Genomic DNA, 23,265 nt, shown 5'->3' with positions numbered 1-23,265 from the left:
ATGAGTTATAAATTTAAATATATTTATAACGTATTTTTTATGATTTTTTAATAATAATTTATATTTTTATCAAATTAATTTATTTATAATATTTAATATATTTAAAATTTTTTGTTTTTTAAATATTTTAATATTTTTTACATTATGAAAAAAAAAATTATTTTAAAAGTTTTGGAAAATAATATTTTTAATAAAAGGTTGGATCTTTTTTTATCGAATATTTTATCTAAATATTCTAGATCTTTTTTTAAAAAACTTATTTTATCTGGGAAGGTGTTAGTTAATTGTATAATAACTAAAATACCTAAACGACGTGTTTGTTTGGGTGATGAAATAATTATTTTAATTAATGAAAAATCAATTGATTCTTTTTCAAATATTGTTTTAGATATTGTTTATGAAGATAAGTATTTATTAATTTTAAATAAACCTGCTGGTTTGGTAGTCCATCCTGGTTTTGGTAATACTCATGGAACATTATTAAACGCATTATTATTTCGTGATTCGATTTTTCATAATATACCTAGGGCTGGTATTTTACATAGATTGGATAAAAATACTACCGGTTTGATGATTGTGGCAAAAAATTTGTTGAGTTATAACAGATTAGTTTATTTATTAAAAAATAGACAAATTATTCGTGAGTACGAGGCAGTAGTATTAGGAAATTTTTTGTCTGGAGGTACAATCAATTTTCCTATTATGAGACATTTTAAGAAAAGAGTTTGTATGATGACTCATCTTTCTGGGAAACCATCAATTACACATTATAGAATTATTAAAAGATTTAAATATTATACGCATCTGAAAATTAGATTAGAAACTGGAAGAACTCATCAAATTAGAGTACATATGTTACATATTAAACATCCTATTATTGGAGATAGGATATATCAAATGAGAAATTTGATTCCTAAAGGTATTGATTTAAAACAATTTAAGAGTGTTTATAATTTTCCTAGACAAGCATTGCATGCAATTCGAATTAAATTTTTTCATCCTATTAATTATACTTTAATTGATTGTAATATATCTTTACCAAGTGATATATTAAATTTAATAAATATATGTTAATATTGAAATAATAGTTTTTTATTTATATTATTTAAATATATTTTAAAATTAGTATTTGAAAGTTATTAATAATTATATAAATGTTTTAATATAATTATAATTTCAATTTTGTATAGTTTTGAGTAATGATATTCAGAATATACATTTATCAAAAATGATCGTTTTATACATTTTGAAAGATTTAAATTTTTATATATTAATAAAGTTATAAATAGATTTATTTTGAGTTGTTTTTTAATCGATTTACGGCGGTTTCTAATGCCCAATAATATCCATCAATTCCAAAACCGGAAATAATTCCACTAGAAATATCTGATAACCATGAATGGGAACGAAAATTTTCTCGAGAATAAATATTTGAAATATGTACTTCAATAAAGGGGATATTTACTGCTAATAGTGCATCTCTTAGCGCAATACTTGTATGCGTAAATGCTGCTGGATTAATAATAATATAGTCCATATTTTTGGATTCATGTATTTTTTCAACTAACATATGTTCTGCATTAGATTGAAAATGTATAATATTGGTGTTAATTTGTTTAGATCTTTGAGATAATTTATATATGATCTCATTTAATGTAGTGGTTCCATAAATTAAGGATTCTCGTGTTCCTAATAAGTTTAAATTTGGTCCATTTAATAATAGAATGTTAAATTGAGACATATTTAAAATGACATAAGTTTTAATTAAAATTATATTATTCATTTTAGTAATATTTACTATTTTTGTAAAGGTTTTCATTGATAATTCATTAATTCAAATTTGTTGGAAAATTATATGTCATTTAATTTAGTTAGTGATTACTTTTTAGAAATAAATAAAATTCAATATCAAGATTTATTTTCTATTTTATATGATTGTATGAAGTATAAAATAGACTATGCAGAAATATATTTTCAATCTATTATTTCTGAATCTTGGATACTAGATGATAAAATTATCAAAGAAGGAATACACAGCATTGATTCCGGTTTTGGAGCACGAGTAATTCATCAAGAATCTACAGGATTTTCATATTCTGATCAAATTACATTACATTCCATTCAAAATAGTTTTAGTATGGCATGTAGTTTTATGCGAAAGAAAAAACAATATAAAAAACATGCATCATGTTTATTAAATAATTTAAATAAAAATAATAATAATTATCTTAATAGTATTGTATTACAACAATTAACCGTTAGCGAAAAAATATCTATTTTGTATCATGTAGATAAAATTGCGAGACATACAGATCATAGGGTAATAAAGGTAAATGCTATTTTAAGCGGTTATGATGAAAAAATTTTGGTATCTGCTACGGATGAAACATTTGCGTCTGATATTAGACCTTTAGTGTATCTTTCTATTTCTGTTGTTGTAGAATCTCAAGGGGTAATAGAAAAAGGTTATAGCGGTGGGGGGGGAAGGTTAGGTTATGATTTTTTCTTTGAAAAAAATGAACTAGGAGAAATGAGATTAGACACTTGGACAAAACAAGCTGTTCGAATTGCAGTATCGAATTTATTTGCAAAAGATGCACCTTCAGGTACTTTTCCGGTGGTTTTAGGATGTGGTTGGCCTGGAATATTATTACATGAAGCAGTTGGACACGGATTGGAGGGTGATTTTAATTTGAAAAAAAGTTCAATATTTTATAAAAAAATTAATCAGAAAATTACCTCTTCTTTATGTACTATAGTAGATGATGGTACTATGCTAAATACTAGAGGATCAATTTATATAGATGATGAAGGTACTCCAGGAAAATATAATATATTAATTAAAAATGGAATTTTAAAAAAATATATGCAAGATAAGCTGACTGCTAGGTTGATGCATCAAAAACCTACTGGAAATGGTCGCAGAGAATCTTATGCTCATCTTCCTAAACCAAGAATGACAAATACGTATATGTTACCTGGAAATTCATCTGTTTCAGATATTATAAGTAGTATAGATTATGGAATATTTGCAGTAAATTTTTCTGGGGGTCAAGTAGATATTACTTCCGGAAAATTTGTTTTTTCTACTTCAGAAGCTTTTTTAATTAAAAATGGAAGAATTGCTTTTCCTATTAAGGGAGTTACTTTAATTGGCTCCGGAATAGAGGTGATGAATCAAATTTCTATGGTTGGGAATGATTTTAAAATGGATGATGGTACTGGTATTTGTATTAAGGATGGTCAACAAATTTCAGTAGGAGTAGGTCAGCCTACTATTAAATTAGATAAATTGACTATCGGTGGAATAAAATAATTATTTATACTATATTTTTACATTTTTGCAGTCAATACAATATCATGACTGCATAATTTATTTTTGTTAAAATTACTTAAATATTATTCTTTTGATTTTATTCGTTCTTTAATACGAGCAGATTTACCGATTCGGCTTCTTAAATAATATAATTTAGATTTTCGTACTGCACCTAATTTTTTAATATGAATACTTTCGATAATGTTAGAATAAGTTTGAAAGACTCTTTCTACTCCTTCTCCATTTGATATTTTTCTAATTGTAAAAGAGGATTGTAAATTTCTTTTTTTGATTGCAATTGCAATTCCTTCAAAAGATTGTAAACGTTTTTTCGAGGATTCTACAACCCATACTTTTACTTCTATTGTATCACCAGTCCGAAATTTTGGTATATTTTTTTTATTCATTTGTTCTTTTTCAAGAACTTCGATTATTTTAGGTTGCATATTGTATTTTGTTTAGTTTATTATAACATGTGAGTTTTATATTTTATTGTATTTTTATTTATAACTTTTTAATTTTTTTAGAATATTGTTTTGCCTATGAGATAATTTTATTTTTTTTAATAAATCAGGTCTTTTAATGATAGTATTTCTTAATGATTCTGTTATTTTCCATATTTTAATATTTTTATGATGTCCTGATAATAATATTTTTGGAACATTTTTTCCTAAAATGCTTTTTGGTCGAGTATAATTTGGATGGTTTAGTATTCCATTAGAAAAAGATTCTTCTTCCAATGATTTTTTTTTAATTATTCCCGGTTGTAACCTAGAAATACTGTCGATAATAACCATTGCAGCTAATTCACCACCTGTTAGTATATAATCACCAATAGACCATTCTTCATCAATTTCATTTTCTATAATTCTTTCATCTATTCCTAAATATCTTCCGCAGATTAATATAATTTTATTATATTTAGATATTTTATATATTTTTTTTTGGTTTATTTTTTCTCCCTGGGGTGATAAATATATTACTACTACTTTTTTTTTAGCTTTTAATTTTGCATATGCAATAGCTAATTTTAATGGTTCAAACATCATTAACATACCAGATCCACCACCATAGGGTCGATCGTCTACTTTTTGATGTTTATAATTTGAAAAATTTCTTGGATTCCATATATTAATACTAATAATTTTTTTTTTTATTGCTTTACTGGTAATTCCGTAATTTAATATTGCATTAAACATTTCTGGGAATATACTGATGATTCCAATCCACATATTTTTTAACTTTTAAGGTAATTATTTCATAATATATTATTGATGGTTGATATAAATTTTTTTATTTAAAATATCAATATTTTTAATAATTTTTTTTTGAATAAATGGGATTAGTATTGCATTTTTTTGGTATTTATTTTTTTTTATACTAAGTAAATCATTAATTTTTTCTCGAATAATATAATCTACTTTTCCTAAATATTTCTTATTTATTGTAAATACATCACAATTTATAATATCTTTCCAATAATATTCGTTTTTTTTTAAATCAGGTAATGTTTTTTCATCAATTGCAATTAATTTATTAGTAATTTTTTTAGCATCTTCTCTATTATTAATGTTATCAATTTTTATAATTATTGTATTATAATGTATTTTTTTTTTTAATATACTTATTTTTTTCCATCGATTATTTTTTTGTATAAAAAATTTATTATATTTTAAAATATTTTCTTTATTTTCAGTATAAGAAGTTAATTTATTCCATCCTAAAATTCCATAACAAGTTCCTATTTTTCCGATAATGATTGGTTTAATTAATTGATCCATATTTTAATATGATTATTTTTCTATTAGATTATTTTGTTTAATTAAATATTTTGTTCTATCAGACAATTTAGCTCCATTTTTAATCCAATATTGAATTCTATTAACATTAAAATGAATTTTCTTTGTTTGATCTTTGGTATTTGGATTAAAAAAACCAATTTGTTCAATAAATCTTCCATTTCTTGGGAATCTACTATCCGCTACAACTATTTTATAAAATGGTTTTTTCTTAGAACCTTGTAAAACTAATCTAATTTTTACCATATTTCCTCTGTTTGATAGATATTTTTACATTGTATAAAATATTAAAAAATTTTATATTTTAATATGTATTAAAATATATTTTTGATAATATTTTTAAAATTTTGTAATATTGTTCGTGTTCCCTTTTTTTTTATATGTTGCATCATTTTATTTGATTCATCAAACTTTCTTAATAATTGATTAACTTCTTGTACATTAGTTCCTGATCCATTAGCTATTCTTCTTTTTCTTGATCCTTTAATAATATTTGGATTATTTCTTTCATGTGGTGTCATTGAATTAATGATAGCTTCCATTTTTATTAAAAATTTTTTTTCTTGGTTTTTTGGCATTTGATAGTTGTTTGATAATTTCATAGGCAATTGTTTTATAATATTTTTTATACCTCCTATTTTAGACATCTGTATAATCTGTAATTTAAAATCATTTAAGTTAAATTTATATTGTTTTGTAATTTTTTCATTTATTTTTTTTATATCTTGACGATTGATTTTTTTATCGATTTTTTTTATAATAGATAAAACACTTTCCATTCCTAAAATACGAGAAACGATTTTTTTTGGTTCGAAAATTTTTAAATCATTAATTTTTTCTCCTATACCGATAAATTTAATGGGTTTTTTCACAATATAGTTTACTGAAAAAGCAGATCCACTTCTAGTATCACTATCTAATTTAGTTAAAATTATACCTGATATTGAAATAAATTGATTAAATACTTTTACTGTATGAAGTGCATCTTGTCCCATCATAGCATCTAATACAAATAAGATTTCTGTTGGTTTTATAATATTTTGAATATTTTTGATTTCATGCATCATATTATTATCAATATGTAATCGACCAGCTGTATCTAATATTAGAATATCATATAATTTATTTTTTGCTTCTTGTACAGCCTGCTTGCTAATTTCAATAGGATTACTATTTTGTTTTGGTTGAAAAAAATCAATATTTGATTTTTTTGATAAAATTTTTAATTGTTCTATTGCTGCCGGTCTATAAGTATCTGCAGAGCTAACTAAGATTTTTTTATTATGTTTAATTTTAAGAAATTTTCCTAATTTTCCTACAGTAGTTGTTTTTCCAGATCCTTGTAATCCAATAATTAAAAATATAGATATTTTTTTTTTGGAAAAAATAATATTATTTTTTTCTTTTCCCATAATAGATATTAATTCATTTTTAATAATTTTAATAAATTCCTGACCGGGAGTTAAACTATTATTAACATGTTTTCCAATTGCAAACTTTTTTACATTTTTTATAAATTTGTTAATTACTATTAATGGAACATCTGCTTCTAATAAAGTTATTCTAATTTCTCTTAAAGTATTTTGAATATTTTTTTCTGTAATTCTACCTTGACCAGAAATATTTTTAATTATTGATATAAATTTTTTTTTAATATTATTAAACATAATTATTACTCAATGATGATGATAATTATTATATTTTAATTTTATTCCTTAAATTTTGGAATACAATATTTTTATGTTGGATAACATCCTATAAATTTTATAGATATATTTTTTTCTTTTAATAAAAATAATATATTTTCTAGGGTTTTTTGTTTTAGAAATTTTTGAATTTCAATATAGCATGTTTCCTTTATAAAATTTTTATTAATATATTTTTTTGATTCGATTTTTAGAATCGATATTTTATTTATCTTAAATAATAGTAATATATTAGATAATTTATATTGTTTTTTAAGGATATTTATCATAAGTATTATTTTTGATGTCTTCATTGAAGCAGTATGAATTTTTTCATTAGTGAGCACGATAAAACGAGTTTGGTTGTTTTGATAATTAGCAATGTTTTTACGAATAGATTGTAATCCATGAATTATTCCAGTATTTTCATTACCGATTGCAGCAGTATTATTTTTTTTGCTTCGAGAAACTTTTTCAATTGCACATGAAGTACTTTCAGTATATTCCGTTTTCCAGTTTGGAAATTTTTCCATAAAATTTTTACATTGTTGGAATGGTTGACTATGGCTATAAACAATTTTTATATCTTCAATATATGTGCTTGGTTTTACTAGTAAGCAATGATTAATAGGAATTATTAATTCTTCTACGATATATAGATTGGTATTATATAGTAGATCATATACTTCTTGAATAAAACCAGAAGAACGATTTTCAATGGGGATAATTCCATAATTTGATTGTTTATTTTCTACTGCTTGAAAAATTTTATAGAAATTGGTATGTTCAATAATTTGAAAATTTTCATATTTTTTTTTTGCATATTGTGTAGCAGCAATATAAGAGTAAGATCCTTTAGGTCCAAGAATAGAAAATGTTGGTGTTTTTAAATATTCATATATATTGATATTTTTTTGTATTTTTTTTTGTATTATAACAGAATCCTGAATAATTCTTTCAAAGATTTCTTGGATATAATTTTTAGAAAGTAATTTTTTTTTTCCAAAAATAATTAATTTTTCAAGTAATTCTTTTTCCCTTTTTTTATCTCGAATAGGGTATTGATTAATAATTTTATTTTTTGCTATTTGAATTGCAATATTTCTTCTTTGAGATAATAAAATTAGTAATTTTTTATCAATAATATTAATTTTTTTTCTTAATTCAAGTAAAGTATTTTTAAGGTTCATATTTTTCTGTACCTAATAGAACGGTAAAGTTTTAAATATTATTTTTTATATTAATATACTTATTTATTTCTTTTTTTTTGATTTTAAATATATTTTTTTAAAATAATATGTTTTATATTTTGTTTAATTTGAAAATATTGATTGTATCATATTTATTGATCAAAGCGCTATTTAATTAATTTTTTGTAATTTAAAGAAATATATTGTGTTTAATATTTTAAATGTATTTTATATACTTAATATTTATTGATTTTAAGAATTTTAGGTGGTTATTATGAAAATTATTTCAAACGATTGTAATGATATTAAAAAAAAATGGTATTATGTAGATGCGACTGATAAAATCTTAGGAAGATTTGCTTCAAAGATAGCTTATTATTTAAAAGGAAAACATAAAACAAAATATACTCCTTATCTTGATTTTGGAGATTATATTATCGTTTTAAACGCTTCAAAAATTATAGTCACCGGTAATAAGAAACTAAAAAAATTTTATTATCGACATACTGGGTATGTTGGTGGTATAAAAAAAATATCTTTTCAAGAAATGTTATTGAATTTCCCTGAAAGAATTATTTCTCATGCTGTAAAAGGCATGTTACCAAAAGGTCCATTGGGACGAATAATATTTAGTAAATTGAAGGTTTATGCTTTTAATGAGCATAATCATTACGCTCAAAAACCCAAATTTTTAGATATATAATTTAGGTATATTATAAAATGATTAATTTTCAATATTATGCTACAGGTCGTCGTAAAAGTTCTTCTGCTCGTGTTTTTTTAAAAATAGGATTAGGTAATATTACAGTTAACAAAAGATCTTTTTTACAATATTTTCCTCTGGAAATTACTCGTATGGTGATTTTAAGTCCATTAAAATTAACTAATATGTTAGATAAAATAAATTTATATATTACAGTGAAAGGTGGTGGTACTTCTGGTCAAGCTGGAGCAATCCGACAAGGAATTACTCGTGTTTTAATAAAATACGATTCATTATTTAGATCAAGCTTAAGGGAAGCGGGTTTTGTTACTCGAGATTCTCGTAAAGTAGAAAGAAAAAAAATTGGACTTAAAAAATCTAGAAAAAAACCACAATTTTCAAAAAGATAACATTATATTCATTCATATATTTTTATATAATCCGGAATATTAGATTATCCGGATTTTAAATCATTAAAGATCAATTATATAAAAATGTTATATTTATTCATTTTTGAGATATTGAAATATTTTAACAGATAATTCATATGTTCCAATTTTATTTATTCCAGAAATAAAGAACATATTTGGCTTTTTTTTAATTTTTTTTTCTACACATGAAATTTTTTTTTTAATTTCTTTTGGTGTTAATTTATCAATTTTATTAAAAATTATCCATTGAATTTTATTATATAATTTCATGCTGTATGCTTTAAGTTCTGTTTCAATAATATTGATGTTTTTTAAAATAATATTAGTTTTAGGTGAAAAATCTACTAAATGTAATATTACATGACATCTTTCTAAATGTTTTAAAAAGTTTATACCTAAACCTAATCCTAAAGAAGCTCCTTTTATTATACCCGGAATATCTGCAATAATAAATTTTTTTTGATTATTTAAATAAACTGTTCCTAAATTTGGAATCAAAGTTGTAAAAGGATATTCTCCTATTTTTGGTTTAGCTTGAGAAATTGATTGTATTAATGTGGATTTCCCTGAATTAGGTAAACCTAATATTCCAACATCTGCAATAAGAATTAATTCTAACTTGATATCGCGACTTTCTCCTGGTTTTCCTAAAGTATTTTGATACGGGGTACGGTTTGTAGAAGATTTAAAACGAACATTTCCAATACCTTTATAACCACCCTTTGCTATTAATATTTTTTGGTTATTTTTTGTTAAATCTGAAATAATTTCACTGGTTTCTAATGAGATTATTCTAGTACCGAGAGGTACTTTTAGAATAATATCTTTTCCATTTTTTCCAGATCGATTTTTTGATTTTCCATGCTCTCCATTTTGAGCAATAATATATTTTTTAAATCTATAATCAATTAATGTATTTAAATTTTGATCGGTTTGTATCCAGATATTTCCTCCATTACCTCCGTTTCCACCATCTGGTCCACCTTTAGGGATATACTTTTCTCTTCTAAAGTGAATGCATCCATTACCTCCGTTTCCACCTATAACACGAATATTAATTTGATCTAGAAATTTCATAATACTTAGGTCTCACGATATTTTTTTATATAGCAATTAATACTAAGTAATATTATTACATTTTATTATATAATGAATTATTAATATTTAATTAATTTATTTTATTATTTAAGAATAATAATATATCTTATTGGTATATCATAATATAAAAATGATTTATTTAAATAATACTAATGTATTTTTTTTGTTTTAATCCTTTAATTTCGAATTTTACTTTTCCTGATTTTGTTGCAAATATTGTATGGTCTTTTCCTATTTTTACATTATTTCCAGGATGAAATTTTGTTCCTCTTTGTCTAATAATAATTGATCCTGATTTAATTTGTTCTCCCCCAAAATGTTTAATCCCTAATCTTTTAGATCTTGAATCTCTTCCATTTCTTGTTGAACCACCTGCTTTTTTATGCGCCATACGTTCTCCTTTGTATTTTTATGTTGTAGAGTGTTGAATACTTATAATTTTTATATCTGTAAAATTTTGTCTGTGTCCTTGTGTTTTTTTATAATGTTTTCTGCGATTGAATTTAATGATTTTTATTTTTTTATTTTTTCCATGTTGTATAATATCTCCTAAAACAAAAGAATTTAATATTTTTGGTTTTCCAATTTGGATATTATTATTATCTACTATCATCAAAATATTATGAAATTTAATTTGTTTTCCTTGGTTGAGATTAATTTTCTCTAAACGAATAGTTTGACCGATTTTGGCTTGGTATTGTTTTCCGCCATTAGAAAATATTGCATACATACATTATATTCCTCTGTTTAATCTTACACATTTTTCATTTAATTAACTTATTGTAACACGATATATCTATTTATTATCCTTCTTTTATTAATATAATATTTTATAAAAATTATATTAATTACATCTTAATTTAATTTAATCAATTTACAAAAAAATTACCCTTTTTTTTCTCCCATTCTTTTAGTGTAAAAGTATAAATCGAGATCGCATGAATTTTTTTTTTCATAATATATTTTGTAATTGGTTTATAAATAATTTGTTGTTTTTGAACATTATTCATACCAATAAATATATTTCCTATAGCAATAATTTTTATATGATTTAAGTCACCTATGATATATATATTATTTAATTCTACTGCTTTTTTTATGCAAGATTCTATTTCTAAAGTATTCATATTTCAACCAATTAAAAGATTTTAAATTATTATAGATAAATTATTTGATTTTTTTTATATCAATATTTTTTTATTTTAGAATGACATGTTTGATATTTTAGTGGTTTATTTTTAATTTGAGATTGTTAAATATATTTAATTATATAGAGTATTGTATTATTTTCGATAATATATGTCTATTATATTTATATGTTTTAATTATATTTGTAGGATTTTATTTATGTTTAAAACCCCAATTACCTTATCAGGTTTCAAAAAACTTCAAAAAGAATTACATCAACTTATAAGATATAAAAGACCGGAAATTATTTCTGAGATTTCAAAAGCTAGAAAACATGGTGATTTAAAAGAAAATGCTGAATATCATGCAGCAAGGGAACAACAGGCGTTTTATGAAAGAAAAATTAAAAATATTGAGTTAAAATTAAATTCAGTTCAAATTATTGATATTAAAAATATTCCATTTAACGGAAAAGTAATATTTGGTTCCACTGTTAGTATATTAAATATAGATACTAATAAATTTTTAGAGGTTCGTATTGTAGGAGATGATGAAGCTGATTTTAAAAATCACTTAATTTCAATTAATTCCCCTTTAGCTCGAGGTTTAATTGGAACCATGGAATCTGATATTGTTTCAATAGAAACTCCATCAGGCTTAGTAAATTATAAAGTATTATGTGTTAAATATATTTAATATTTCATATTTTATTATTCAATAATATTTTTTAATATTCATATCAATATTTAATTTTAAGATTTTCGTTTTAAAATATAAATATTATTATTTTTTAATTTATTTTACAAGTATGAAAAAAAAACGATCTTATAGTTCAAATCGTTGGTTATCGGAGCATTTTCGTGATGTTTATGTGAAACATACTCATTTGTGTGGAATTCGTTCTCGAGCCTGGTTTAAGTTGGATCAAATTAATTTAAAATACAATATATTTAAACGAAGTGCATATGTTTTAGATTTAGGTTCTTCTCCTGGAAGTTGGTCACAATATGCAATTAAAAAAATTGGAAATAAAGGATTAGTTATAGCCTGTGACATCAATCCTATGATTAAAATAAAAGGAGTATTTTTTTTACATGGTGATATCACGAAACCAGAAGTATTTCAATCTTTATTAGATATTTTAAAATCTCGTAAAATTGATTTAGTTATGTCGGATATGTCTCCCAATATTACAGGAATATCTTCAATTGATATACCTAATGCTTTTTCTTTATCGAATTTTGCGCTTAATATTACTTTAAAAATATTGTCAAATACAGGTGTTTTTTTAATTAAAATTTTTCAAGGAGAGAAATTCAAAAATTATTTAAATAAAATACGTTCTATTTTTAAAATAGTAAAAATTTGTAAACCTCATGCTTCTCGAAATCGTTCGCGTGAATTATTTATATTAGCAATGAATAAAAAAAATAATTTTTAAGTGTTTTTTAATAATTATAACAATGATGAGGTTAATCTTTTGAATGAAATATCTAAAAGTTTTATTTTTTGGTTAATAACAATCTTTTTTTTTATACTTATATGTTTTGGTATTCATGTAATTGATAAAAAAAATCATAATATTGATTATACTACATTTATATCTTCTATAAATAAAAACGAAATTAAAGAAATTTATGTAGATGGTAGTTTAATTGATATTATTAAAAAAGACAAAAGTACATATACTACTTATATTCCATTACATGATAGCAAATTACTGAATCAATTATTATCACATGGCATTACTGTTACTGGTCGTGCTCCAAAAGAAACAAATATTTTATTATCTATTTTTATTTCTTGGTTTCCAACCATGTTATTAATTGGGATATGGGTTTATTTGCTTAATCATGTAAAAAAAAATCACCTTAAGAATTCTAATTCTTTTGGGAAGAGTAAAATGCACATATTTTCTGAAAATCCAATTAAAACTACTTTTGCTGATGTTGCTGGGTGTAATGAGGCTAAAGAAGAAGTTAGGGAATTAGTTGAATATCTTAAAGAACCTAAACGATTTGAAAAATTAGGGTGTAAAATTCCAAAAGGAATCTTAATGATTGGTCCCCCAGGAACTGGTAAAACTTTATTAGCAAAAGCTATTGCAGGAGAAGCAAAAGTATCATTTTTAACATTATCAGGTTCAGATTTTGTTGAAATGTTTGTAGGCTTAGGAGCATCTAGAGTGAGAGATGTATTTGATCATGCTAGAAAATCAGCACCTTGTATAATCTTTATTGATGAAATTGATGCTGTTGGTCGTCAAAGGAGTAGTGCTTTAGGAGGTGGAAATGACGAGCGAGAACAAACTTTAAATCAAATGTTAGTTGAAATGGATGGATTTGAAGGTAATGAGGGAATTATATTAATCGCTGCAACAAACAGACCTGATGTTTTAGATCCTGCTTTATTAAGACCTGGTAGGTTTGATCGTCAAGTGATAGTTTCACTTCCGGATATTAGGGGTAGAGAAAAAATTTTAAAAGTACATATGAAAAATATTCCTGTTTCACCTGATGTAGATCCTATGATTATTGCTCGAGGAACTCCTGGTTTTTCTGGAGCTGATTTATCTAATTTAGTGAATGAGTCTGCTTTATTTGCAGCAAGATCAAACCATCAAATTGTTTCTATGTCAGATTTTGAAAAAGCGAAAGATAAAATGATTATTGGGTCTGAAAGACGTTCTATGATTATGACTGAAACCCAAAAAGAATTAACTGCATATCATGAGTCAGGTCATGTAATTATTGGAAGGTTAGTTCCAGAACATGATCCGGCACATAAAGTAACCATAGTTCCAAGAGGTCTTGCTTTAGGAGTAACAATTTTTTTACCAGAATTTGATGCTGTTAGTATCAGTAGAGAAAAATTAGAAAGTCAAATATCAACTTTATATGGCGGTCGATTAGCAGAAGAAATTATTTATGGACCCTATAAAGTATCTACCGGAGCAATGAATGATATTAAAGTAGCAACTCGAATAGCACGTAATATGATAACTAAATGGGGTTTTTCAGAAAAGCTTGGTCCATTATTGTATTCTGATGATGATGAAAATAAACTATTTTTTAGTCAATCTGTATACGCAAGCTATTTATCTAATGAAACATCTAGAATTATTGATGAAGAAGTCAAATTATTAATTCAAAAAAATTATAATCGAGCTAAAAAATTGTTACATGAAAATTTAGATATTTTGCATGCTATGAAAGATGCGTTAATGAAATATGAAACTATTGATTCTAATCAAATTAATGATTTAATGTCTAGAAAAACAATTAAAGATCCCATAGGTTGGGAATTAAATATTAATTAGTTTTTTTAAAATTATTTTCCTTAAAATTATAATTTTTTATATAATTATTTTATTAAAAAAAAAGATTTTTTAAAAAATATTTATATATTTTAAAATTTTAAATATCATATATTAATTATTTTAATTCCATTAGCATATTATAATACAATTATGTATAATATAATTTTATTTTTATTTGTTTTTATTTCATGTTCTTTAATTTTTTTAATTGTATGCAATTCAGAAAGAAATAATAATTTATCTTATTCTTTAAATAATCATCATTTGCAATCGTTAAATAAATCTATTTTTAAAAATACTTTAATTTATAAGATAAAAAACATTTTTGCAGCATGTTTTTTGATTTTGTGTTTTTTAATATCCATTTTAAACAGTCATAGAGTTTAATAATATTAAATTATTTTTTTTTTTTTTTTGATAAAATTAAAAATATTTAAAAAATTTTCATTAATTGTTTAAATATATGAAATATTTTATATTATTTAAAACATAATAAATTATTTTAATGATAATTATATAAGATTATTTTGCATTATTTTGAATATTTTATTGTGTTATTTAACTTTATTATTATACCGAGATGGTGAAAATAGGTAAACACGCTACTTTGAGGGGGTAGTGCTATTGATTATAGCTTATGGGTTCAAATCCCATTCTCGGTATAAAATATTTTCAAAATATCATTAATTAATTTTTATTTTTATAAATTATGATTTTATTATTTTTAGAATTATTTTTTTTCGATTTGATATATGTATTTTTTTGTATTGATATTTTTTATATTTTAGTGTTTTGAGGTTATTAATGAATAAAGAAATTTTATTTCTTGTAAAGTCTATTTCTGATAAAGAATTATTATCTCAAGAAAAAATTTTTGAAGTTTTAGAAAACGCATTGTCTATTTCTATTAAATGTAAGTATTCGTATTTTAAGGATATTCGATTATTTATTAATAAAATAAATGGTGATTTTAATGTTTTTCGTCGTTGGATGGTCGTTTCAAAAGTTATTCAACCAGATCGACAAATAGCTTTTAAAAAAGCAAAAATCCAAAAAAAAAAAATAAAATTAAATGATTTCATACAAGATCAAATCACTTCAATAACCCTACATCACATAAATACTAAAGAAGCTAAAAAAATTATTTTTAAAAAAGTTCAAGAAGAAAAACAGTTAATCATGCTTGATGAATTTTATAATCAGAAAGGTCAAATTATTATAGGTACAGTCAAGTTAATTAAAAATACATATATTATTTTATTGGTGAGAGAATTTGTAGAAGCTGTTATATATAGATCAGATATGTTATCAATCAGAAATATTAGGATTGGTGATAAAGTAAAAGGAGTGTTATGTGCGGTGTATTTCATGATTGATCATATAAAACTATTACTTAGTCAATCAAATTCTCGAATGTTATTAGCATTACTTAATATTGAAATACCAGAAGTTAAAGAAGGTTTAATTAAAATTAAATCTATTGCTCGTGATCCTGGTTATCGTTCAAAAATTGCAGTTGAATCTATTGATAATGGAATTGATCCAGTTGGTGCTTGCATTGGTTTGAGAGGTAATAGAATTCGATCAATTTCTAATACATTACAAGGTGAACGAATAGATATTATTTTATGGGATAATAATCTTTCTAAGTTTGCTATGAATGTGATTGCACCAGCTGATATTCATGATCTTGTAATTCATAAAAATAATCATTTCATAGATATATTTGTTGATTCCGAAAACATATCTCAATTAATTGGGAAAAATGGCCAAAATGTTCGTTTAGCTTCTCAATTACTTGGTTGGTCGTTAAATATTATTATTGTAGATATTATGGGTGAAGATCAAAAATCTACGTATCATTTTCATAATGTATTTATAAAATATTTTAATTTTAATAGAAAGATTATAACTTCTTTAATTCAATTTGGGTTATCTTCATTAAAAGATTTAATGTATATTTCGTATTCTGATTTATTAAATATTCCAGGAATAGATAGAAAAACAGCACATTTTATTAAAACAACAACTAATATTTTTTTTTCGAATAATCTTAAAAATAAAAAATATTATAACGTGATTGGTTAAAATTATTGTTTTTATAATATAAAATTAATTAAGTTATTTTATTTAAAATTTTATAAATATAAATATTTAAAAATTTTATTGATTTTACAGTAGATTATTGGTTGTAATATTTATTTATTAAATAATTAATTAAATTTATATAAGGTGAGATCATGAAAGAAATTAATTTAAGATATTTAATTTTTAAAATGTTATTTTATCAAATACCATTTTTAAAGAAAATATTTTTTGTAATTATTAGTAGAAATTATAGTAATAATTATAAAATAATAATTATTAAATTATTATGTATTTTACAATGTTCAAATAAAATTAATTCTTTTTTATCTTCTGAATTTTTTGTTAAAGATTCTATTTCAAATAATCATGTTAAAAAATTTTTACATGTAACTAAAAAAGATAATGAAAAAAAGAAATTGATTGAAAAAAATAAGTACTCTAATATTAAAAATATTAAATATACAAATTATCAAAATAAATTAAAATATTATGATAACACTAAAGAGACTGAAATTCCGAAAATTCGTTTGCGTAAAAAAAAACATGTTCTTTATAATAAAAGAGGTAGTGTTTTACAACAAAATTTTACTAAACCTTCTAATTTTATTTCAAGAGAAATTATTCTTAATAAGACTATTACAATATTAGAATTATCTAATAAACTTTCAATAAAAGTATCTGAATTAATAAAAAGAATGATACGCATGGGTGTTGTAGTTACTATAAATCAAGTTATTGATCATGAAACAGCACAATTAGTAATAGAAGAAATGGGACATAAGGTAATTTTACGTAATGATAATAAATTAGAAGATTCAATAATTAATTATCGTAATATCGAAAATCAAAAATATACTAAACAAACTAGGCCGCCTATTGTAACTATTATGGGTCATGTTGATCACGGTAAAACTTCTTTATTAGATTATATTCGTTCTACTCGTATTGCTTTAAACGAATCTGGAGGAATTACACAACACATTGGTGCTTATCATGTTAAAAACAATAATAGAGTGATAACTTTTCTAGATACCCCTGGACATGCTGCTTTTACTTCAATGAGAGCCCGAGGAGTACAGATTACAGATATTGTAATATTAGTTGTTGCAGCAGATGATGGTGTTAAACCTCAAACAATTGAAGCTATTCAACATGTTCAAGCTGCTAATGTTTCATTAATTGTAGCAATTAATAAAATTGATAAATTAGATTCTAATCCTGAAAACGTCAAAAAAGAATTAATGAAACATGATATTATTCCAGAAGAATGGGGTGGTAAACATGTATTTGTTACCATTTCCTCAAAAACAGGTCAAGGAATTAATGATTTATTAAACGCGATATTATTAGAATCTGAATTATTAGAATTAACTACTACATATTCTGGTATGGCTTCTGGTGTAGTTATTGAATCTTTTTTAGATAGTAGTAAAGGTCCAATAGCTACTATTTTAATTAAAGAAGGTAGTTTAAAGAAAGGGGATATTATTTTATGTGGCTTTGAATATGGCAAGATTCGTTTAATTCTTGATGCGTTTGGAAAAGAATTACAAATTGCTGAACCTGCTATTCCAGTACAAATATTAGGATTATCAGGCATTCCTATTAGTGGAGATATATTTAATGTTGTAACAACCGAAAAACAAGCACGAGAAGTTGCTTTATATAGAAAAAAAAGGTCTAGAGAAGATAAATTTTTGACTTATAAAACATCTAATATTGAAAACATGTTTCAGGATTTACAAAATGAATCGAATTCTAAACTTAATTTAATTTTAAAAGCTGATGCTCAAGGTTCTTTAGAAGCAATTGTTCATACAGTACAATCTTTATCTATTCCATCTATAGAAATAAAAATTATTAGTTCCAATGTTGGAGATATTACTGAAACTGATGTTTCTTTAGCTATAGCTTCTCGGGCTAAAATTATTGGTTTTAACGTAAAATCTAATTATTTAGCAAAGCAGATGATTCAGAAAGAGAAAGTTAGTACATATTATTATACAGTAATATATGATATTATAAAGGCTATAAAATCATCTATGAAAAACATGATTTCTCCTGCGTATCAAGTAAAACACGTTGGAAAAGCAGAAGTTCGTAATATTTTTAAAACTTCTAAATGTTCTGTCATTGCTGGAGTAATGGTTATAGACGGAATAATTAAGCGTACTAATCCAGTTAAAGTTCTACGCGGAAATAATATAATACATGAGGGTGAATTAGATTCATTAAGGAGATTTAAAGAAAATGTCAAAGAAGTGAGTAGCGGTAAAGAATGTGGAATTGGAATAAAAAAATATCATGATATTTGTGTTGGTGATATTATTGAATCATTTGAAAATACTCAAATATAGCGTGTTTTAAAATTTATTTTATGTATTTATTTTATTTAATTACTTTTAACAATATTTTTTAAATTTTATGAAATACCCTCAATTGAATCAAAAAAAAAATTTTACACGTGCTATTCGTGTTTCGCAGGAATTAAAAAAAGAAATATCAATTATTTTAATGCGATATATTAAAGATCCTAGAATTAATTTTTTAGTTACAATTTCTATGGTACGTGTATCTCGTGATTTATCCTGTGCAAAAATATTTTTTAGTTATTTAGAACAGTATAGTAATGCAAAAAATTTTTTTAATAGTAAATATAAAATTTCTGAAATATTAAATATATTACAGAATTCTTCTAATTATATACGAAAATTATTGTATCAAAGATTTAATTTACGAAAAATTCCAATTTTATATTTTTATCATGATAGTTCTTTACTTACTGGAATGAAAATTTCTAATATAATTAAATCTTCTTTAAAAAATAATAAGAATAATAAAACAACTTCAAAAAGCTTATAAAATGCATATTTTAAAAAAAAAATATTCATGGTGTATTGTTATTAGACAAACCCCAAGGCATATCTTCCAATCAGGCATTACAAAAAATTAAAAAAATTTTTAGAGCTCATAAAGCTGGCTATATAGGTACATTAGATCCATTAGCAACAGGCATTTTACCTATTTGTTTTGGTGAAGCAACTAAATTATCAAATTATTTAACAAATTCAATAAAGTCATATCATGTGATTGGCAAATTAGGTCAAGTTACTTCTACTTATGATTCTGAAGGATCTATTGTAGAAACTCATTCAATTAATTTTACCCAAATTGAATTTTATAATGCTTTACAGAATTTTCAAGGTAAAATTATTCAATTTCCTCCAGTTTATTCAGCAATTAAATATCAAGGTTTGCCATTATATAAATATGCTCGGAAAAATATTTCTGTTCCTAAAATTCAAAGAACAGTATTTATATATCATATTAATTGTATTCAGTTTAATAACGAAATAGTTGAATTGGAAATTACTTGTTCGAAAGGAACGTATATTCGTACATTAATTCATGATTTAGGAAAATTGTTAAAATGTGGAGCACATGTAATTTTTTTAAGGAGATTAATGGTTGGTATATATCATGTTTCAAAGGCTATAAATTTCATGAATTTATATAAGTTACGTCAATTTTCTGATGCGTTAGATAATAATAACATTATGTTCAATTTATTATTATCGTTAAAGGATATTTTTTTTACATTACCTGAAATTAAAATTGATTCTTTATCTACACTCTATCAAAAACAAAAATTTTGTCCAATTCCTCTAACACGAAATAGTTTTGTAAGAATTACTATTAAAGAAAATAAAAAAATATTTATAATAGGTATGGTTGGAAATTTAGGAGAGTTAATTTCATATAAATTATTAAATATTTAATTTATATATTTTAAGTTGTTTTATTTCATTTAAGGTTGGTGTTGTTGTATGAAAGCGTTTAATAGGAAAGATATTATTTTAAAATACGGACAGTATGTAGAGAATAGTGGTATTTCTTCAGTACAAATAGCATTACTAAGTTATAAGATTAATTATTTAAAACAGCATTTTGATACTCATAAACATGATTTTTCTAGCAAACGCGGTTTATTAAGAATGGTATCGCGTAGACGAAAATTATTAGATTATTTAAAAACTAAAAATTTACCTCAATATAATATTTTAATTCAGGATTTAGGATTGCGTCGTTAAAATATTATAAATTTCTAAAATTTTTTCTTATATTTTAAATATTTGATGAATATGAAATAGTTTATAATAAAGGGCTATATTAGCCCTTTTTTGTGATATGATATTCTTATCAAAATAATATTAAAATGCTATTTATTTTATAAATAGTGATTATTAACTTAGGTGAATTAATATTAAGATTTTAATATATAATATAAAATTTTTAATGTAAGTCAAGGATGTGATTTTGTTAAATTCAATTATTCGAAAATTTCAATATGGTCGACATACGGTTACTTTAGAAACTGGAATGGTTGCACGTCAAGCAACATCAGCTGTTATGGTAACTATGGATGATACTTCTGTATTAGTTACTGCTGTTGTAAATAAAACATCAGCTACTGGTCAAAAATTTTTTCCTCTTACTATTAATTATCAAGAAAGAACTTATGCTGCAGGTCGTATTCCTGGTGGTTTTTTTCGTAGAGAAGGGCGACCGAGTGAAAATGAAATTCTTATTTCAAGATTAATTGATCGTCCTATTCGTCCGTTATTTTTGAAAGATTTTTTTCATGAAGTACAGATTATTGCTACTGTTGTCTCTGTAAATTCGCAAATTAATCCTGATATTGTTGCTATTATTGGAGCGTCAGTAGTATTAAAATTATCTGGTGTTCCATTTTTAGGTCCAATTGGAGCTGCTAGAGTAGGTTATATTAAAAATGAATATATTTTAAATCCTACAGTAGAAGATATGCAAGATACTGAATTGGATTTAATTGTTTCTGGTACCAAAAATGCTATTTTAATGGTAGAAGCAGAAGTATCATTATTAAATGAAAAACAAGTTTTAGATGCAATTTTATTTGGACATCAACAACAACAAGTTTTAATTGACAATATTATTCTATTTTGTAGTGATGTAGGTATAAAATCCTGGAATTATATTCCATACAATATTAGAAATCATCAGTTTTTTTACAAAATTTTAGAATTATCTCATCCTAAAATTATTCAAGCATATTGTATTTTTGAGAAAAAAAAACGTTCTGAACAATTAGAGATAATTAAGAATGATATTTTTAAACAATTACAAGATAAAGGTATAATTTTAGAAGAATATGAATTTCAGGATATTTTATATGAGATTGAAAAAATTATTGTCAGAGAAAAAATTTTACGTGACAAATGTCATATTGATGGTCGAAAACCAAGTGTTATTAGACCTTTAGATATTCGTATTGGAATATTACCTCGTGTTCACGGATCTTCTCTGTTTACTCGAGGTGAAACTCAGTCTTTGGTATCAGCCACCCTAGGAACATCCCGTGATGCTCAAAATTTAGATGAATTATTAGGAGATCGGGTAGATAATTTTTTATTTCATTATAATTTTCCTCCTTATTCTATTGGAGAAATTGGTGTAGTAGGTTCTCCTAAAAGAAGAGAAATTGGACATGGTCGTTTAGCTAAAAGAAGTTTATTAGCAATTATGCCCAAATTATCTGAATTTCCATATACTGTTCGGGTAGTCTCGGAAATTACTGAATCTAATGGTTCTTCTTCTATGGCTTCTGTATGTGGTGCTTCTTTAGCATTAATGGATGCTGGAGTTCCTATTAAATCACATATTGCTGGAATTGCTATGGGTTTGATAAAAGAAGGAGAAGATTATATTATTTTGTCTGATATTATTGGAGATGAAGATTATTTAGGGGATATGGATTTTAAGGTAGCTGGTAATGAAATTGGAATTACTGCATTACAAATGGATATGAAGATAGAAGGTATTACAAATGTAATTTTAAAACATGCTTTATATGAAGCAAGAAAAGCAAGAATATATATTTTAAATAAAATGAAAAAAATTCTTGATATTCCAAGAAAAAAAATTTCAAAATTTGCTCCTAGAATTCATATTATTAAAATTAATCCCTTAAAAATTAAAGATGTTATTGGGAAAGGTGGTTCTGTAATTCGTATGCTTACTGAAGAAACTGGTACAGTAATTGAAATTCAGGATGATGGGACTGTTAAAATTTCTGCTACTATGGAAAGAAATGCTAGACATGCAATTCAACGTATTGAAGAAATTACTGAAGAAATTCAGGTAGGAAAGATATATCAAGGGAAAGTAATTCGTATTACAGATTTTGGTGCATTTGTTTCTATTGGTATTGGAAAAGAGGGTTTAGTACATATTTCACAAATTTCTAACAAACGAGTTGAGAATGTAACAGATTATTTAAAATTAGAGCAAATAGTTTCTGTAAAGGTTTTGGAAATTGATCGTCAGGGTCGTTTACGACTTAGTATAAAAGAAGTAGAAAAATTTAAACATATATAAATAATAATCTTAATTATTGTATTGTTTTGAATTTATATATTAATATTTTTATGAAATGATTTATTTTGCCGGTTAGCATGTTTTATATGAA

At 23.8% G+C, this 23,265-nt stretch carries 25 protein-coding genes and 1 tRNA gene; 15 read left to right on the top strand and 11 right to left on the bottom strand.

Features of this window, described 5'->3' with window-relative positions; all coding sequences use genetic code 11:
• Positions 1-144: 144 nt before the first annotated feature.
• Positions 145-1,074, top strand: coding sequence for a 23S rRNA pseudouridine(1911/1915/1917) synthase RluD (gene rluD / locus AB4W55_RS01410; protein WP_367672273.1), 930 nt, complete (start codon positions 145-147; stop codon positions 1,072-1,074).
• A 217-nt stretch (positions 1,075-1,291) separates the two neighbouring features.
• Here rluD and aroQ read toward each other — a convergent pair whose 3' ends face one another.
• A complete protein-coding gene (gene aroQ / locus AB4W55_RS01405) occupies positions 1,292-1,741 on the bottom strand; it encodes a type II 3-dehydroquinate dehydratase (RefSeq protein WP_367672794.1) in 450 nt (149 codons plus the stop codon).
• A gap of 114 nt (positions 1,742-1,855) precedes the next feature.
• Between aroQ and tldD the strand changes: the two genes are divergently transcribed.
• On the top strand, positions 1,856-3,316 hold the full coding sequence (gene tldD / locus AB4W55_RS01400; protein WP_367672272.1) for a metalloprotease TldD: 1,461 nt from the start codon (positions 1,856-1,858) through the stop codon (positions 3,314-3,316).
• Positions 3,317-3,399: 83 nt separating this feature from the next.
• On the opposite strand, the gene rplS is transcribed toward tldD, so the two are convergent.
• The 6 genes from rplS to AB4W55_RS01370 form a co-directional block, all read right to left on the bottom strand.
• Entirely contained in the window at positions 3,400-3,762 is a 363-nt protein-coding gene (gene rplS / locus AB4W55_RS01395) for a 50S ribosomal protein L19 (RefSeq protein WP_367672271.1), read from the bottom strand.
• A 54-nt stretch (positions 3,763-3,816) separates the two neighbouring features.
• Positions 3,817-4,548, bottom strand: a complete 732-nt coding sequence (gene trmD, locus AB4W55_RS01390) for a tRNA (guanosine(37)-N1)-methyltransferase TrmD (protein ID WP_367672270.1) — start codon at positions 4,546-4,548, stop codon at positions 3,817-3,819.
• Between the two features lie 36 nt (positions 4,549-4,584).
• A complete protein-coding gene (rimM, locus tag AB4W55_RS01385; protein ID WP_367672268.1) occupies positions 4,585-5,097 on the bottom strand; it encodes a ribosome maturation factor RimM in 513 nt (170 codons plus the stop codon).
• Between the two features lie 12 nt (positions 5,098-5,109).
• Positions 5,110-5,361: a 30S ribosomal protein S16 gene (gene rpsP, locus AB4W55_RS01380; RefSeq protein WP_367672266.1), complete on the bottom strand. Its 252-nt coding sequence runs from the start codon at positions 5,359-5,361 to the stop codon at positions 5,110-5,112.
• A gap of 68 nt (positions 5,362-5,429) precedes the next feature.
• The gene (gene ffh / locus AB4W55_RS01375) at positions 5,430-6,782 is read right to left on the bottom strand and encodes a signal recognition particle protein (protein WP_367672264.1); all 1,353 of its coding nucleotides are present in this window, start codon (positions 6,780-6,782) and stop codon (positions 5,430-5,432) included.
• Between the two features lie 71 nt (positions 6,783-6,853).
• Positions 6,854-7,990 (bottom strand): chorismate mutase, encoded by a 1,137-nt coding sequence (locus AB4W55_RS01370; protein ID WP_367672262.1) that lies wholly within the window; start codon positions 7,988-7,990, stop codon positions 6,854-6,856.
• Positions 7,991-8,264: 274 nt separating this feature from the next.
• Here AB4W55_RS01370 and rplM point away from each other — a divergent pair, with 274 nt between their 5' ends.
• Positions 8,265-8,693: a 50S ribosomal protein L13 gene (gene rplM, locus AB4W55_RS01365; protein WP_367672260.1), complete on the top strand. Its 429-nt coding sequence runs from the start codon at positions 8,265-8,267 to the stop codon at positions 8,691-8,693.
• A 17-nt stretch (positions 8,694-8,710) separates the two neighbouring features.
• The gene (gene rpsI / locus AB4W55_RS01360; protein WP_367672258.1) at positions 8,711-9,103 is read left to right on the top strand and encodes a 30S ribosomal protein S9; all 393 of its coding nucleotides are present in this window, start codon (positions 8,711-8,713) and stop codon (positions 9,101-9,103) included.
• 93 nt (positions 9,104-9,196) lie between these two features.
• On the opposite strand, the gene cgtA is transcribed toward rpsI, so the two are convergent.
• From cgtA to AB4W55_RS01340, 4 genes are all read right to left on the bottom strand, one after another.
• Positions 9,197-10,201 carry an Obg family GTPase CgtA gene (gene cgtA, locus AB4W55_RS01355; protein ID WP_367672256.1) on the bottom strand — a complete coding sequence of 335 codons (1,005 nt, stop codon included), beginning with the start codon at positions 10,199-10,201 and terminating at the stop codon, positions 9,197-9,199.
• A 160-nt stretch (positions 10,202-10,361) separates the two neighbouring features.
• Entirely contained in the window at positions 10,362-10,613 is a 252-nt protein-coding gene (gene rpmA, locus AB4W55_RS01350) for a 50S ribosomal protein L27 (protein ID WP_367672254.1), read from the bottom strand.
• Positions 10,614-10,631: 18 nt separating this feature from the next.
• Complete coding sequence (gene rplU / locus AB4W55_RS01345; RefSeq protein ID WP_367672252.1) at positions 10,632-10,952, bottom strand: 50S ribosomal protein L21; 321 nt, start codon at positions 10,950-10,952, stop codon at positions 10,632-10,634.
• Positions 10,953-11,091: 139 nt separating this feature from the next.
• A complete protein-coding gene (locus tag AB4W55_RS01340) occupies positions 11,092-11,349 on the bottom strand; it encodes a BolA family protein (protein WP_367672250.1) in 258 nt (85 codons plus the stop codon).
• A gap of 220 nt (positions 11,350-11,569) precedes the next feature.
• Between AB4W55_RS01340 and greA the strand changes: the two genes are divergently transcribed.
• The 11 genes from greA (at position 11,570) to pnp (ending at position 23,174) form a co-directional block, all read left to right on the top strand.
• The gene (gene greA / locus AB4W55_RS01335) at positions 11,570-12,046 is read left to right on the top strand and encodes a transcription elongation factor GreA (RefSeq protein WP_367672248.1); all 477 of its coding nucleotides are present in this window, start codon (positions 11,570-11,572) and stop codon (positions 12,044-12,046) included.
• Between the two features lie 112 nt (positions 12,047-12,158).
• On the top strand, positions 12,159-12,791 hold the full coding sequence (locus AB4W55_RS01330) for an RlmE family RNA methyltransferase (protein WP_367672246.1): 633 nt from the start codon (positions 12,159-12,161) through the stop codon (positions 12,789-12,791).
• Positions 12,792-14,669 (top strand): ATP-dependent zinc metalloprotease FtsH, encoded by a 1,878-nt coding sequence (gene ftsH, locus AB4W55_RS01325; protein WP_367672244.1) that lies wholly within the window; start codon positions 12,792-12,794, stop codon positions 14,667-14,669.
• Positions 14,670-14,819: 150 nt separating this feature from the next.
• Positions 14,820-15,056: a preprotein translocase subunit SecG gene (secG, locus tag AB4W55_RS01320; protein ID WP_367672242.1), complete on the top strand. Its 237-nt coding sequence runs from the start codon at positions 14,820-14,822 to the stop codon at positions 15,054-15,056.
• A gap of 187 nt (positions 15,057-15,243) precedes the next feature.
• Positions 15,244-15,331, top strand: a tRNA-Leu gene (locus AB4W55_RS01315).
• A 142-nt stretch (positions 15,332-15,473) separates the two neighbouring features.
• The gene (gene nusA / locus AB4W55_RS01310; protein WP_367672240.1) at positions 15,474-16,757 is read left to right on the top strand and encodes a transcription termination factor NusA; all 1,284 of its coding nucleotides are present in this window, start codon (positions 15,474-15,476) and stop codon (positions 16,755-16,757) included.
• 152 nt (positions 16,758-16,909) lie between these two features.
• Positions 16,910-19,114 carry a translation initiation factor IF-2 gene (gene infB, locus AB4W55_RS01305; RefSeq protein ID WP_367672238.1) on the top strand — a complete coding sequence of 735 codons (2,205 nt, stop codon included), beginning with the start codon at positions 16,910-16,912 and terminating at the stop codon, positions 19,112-19,114.
• An 82-nt stretch (positions 19,115-19,196) separates the two neighbouring features.
• Positions 19,197-19,619 carry a 30S ribosome-binding factor RbfA gene (gene rbfA, locus AB4W55_RS01300; RefSeq protein WP_367672236.1) on the top strand — a complete coding sequence of 141 codons (423 nt, stop codon included), beginning with the start codon at positions 19,197-19,199 and terminating at the stop codon, positions 19,617-19,619.
• A gap of 35 nt (positions 19,620-19,654) precedes the next feature.
• The gene (gene truB / locus AB4W55_RS01295; RefSeq protein ID WP_367672234.1) at positions 19,655-20,536 is read left to right on the top strand and encodes a tRNA pseudouridine(55) synthase TruB; all 882 of its coding nucleotides are present in this window, start codon (positions 19,655-19,657) and stop codon (positions 20,534-20,536) included.
• A 48-nt stretch (positions 20,537-20,584) separates the two neighbouring features.
• Entirely contained in the window at positions 20,585-20,848 is a 264-nt protein-coding gene (gene rpsO, locus AB4W55_RS01290; protein ID WP_367672232.1) for a 30S ribosomal protein S15, read from the top strand.
• Between the two features lie 226 nt (positions 20,849-21,074).
• A complete protein-coding gene (pnp, locus tag AB4W55_RS01285) occupies positions 21,075-23,174 on the top strand; it encodes a polyribonucleotide nucleotidyltransferase (RefSeq protein WP_367672230.1) in 2,100 nt (699 codons plus the stop codon).
• Positions 23,175-23,265 lie beyond the last annotated feature (91 nt).

The sequence above is a fragment of the Buchnera aphidicola (Symydobius americanus) genome (assembly GCF_964059135.1).
Classification (GTDB): domain Bacteria; phylum Pseudomonadota; class Gammaproteobacteria; order Enterobacterales; family Enterobacteriaceae; genus Buchnera_L; species Buchnera_L aphidicola_AJ.
Note: the sequence above shows the minus strand (reverse complement) of the source record. Positions and strands in the feature narration are given on the sequence as shown.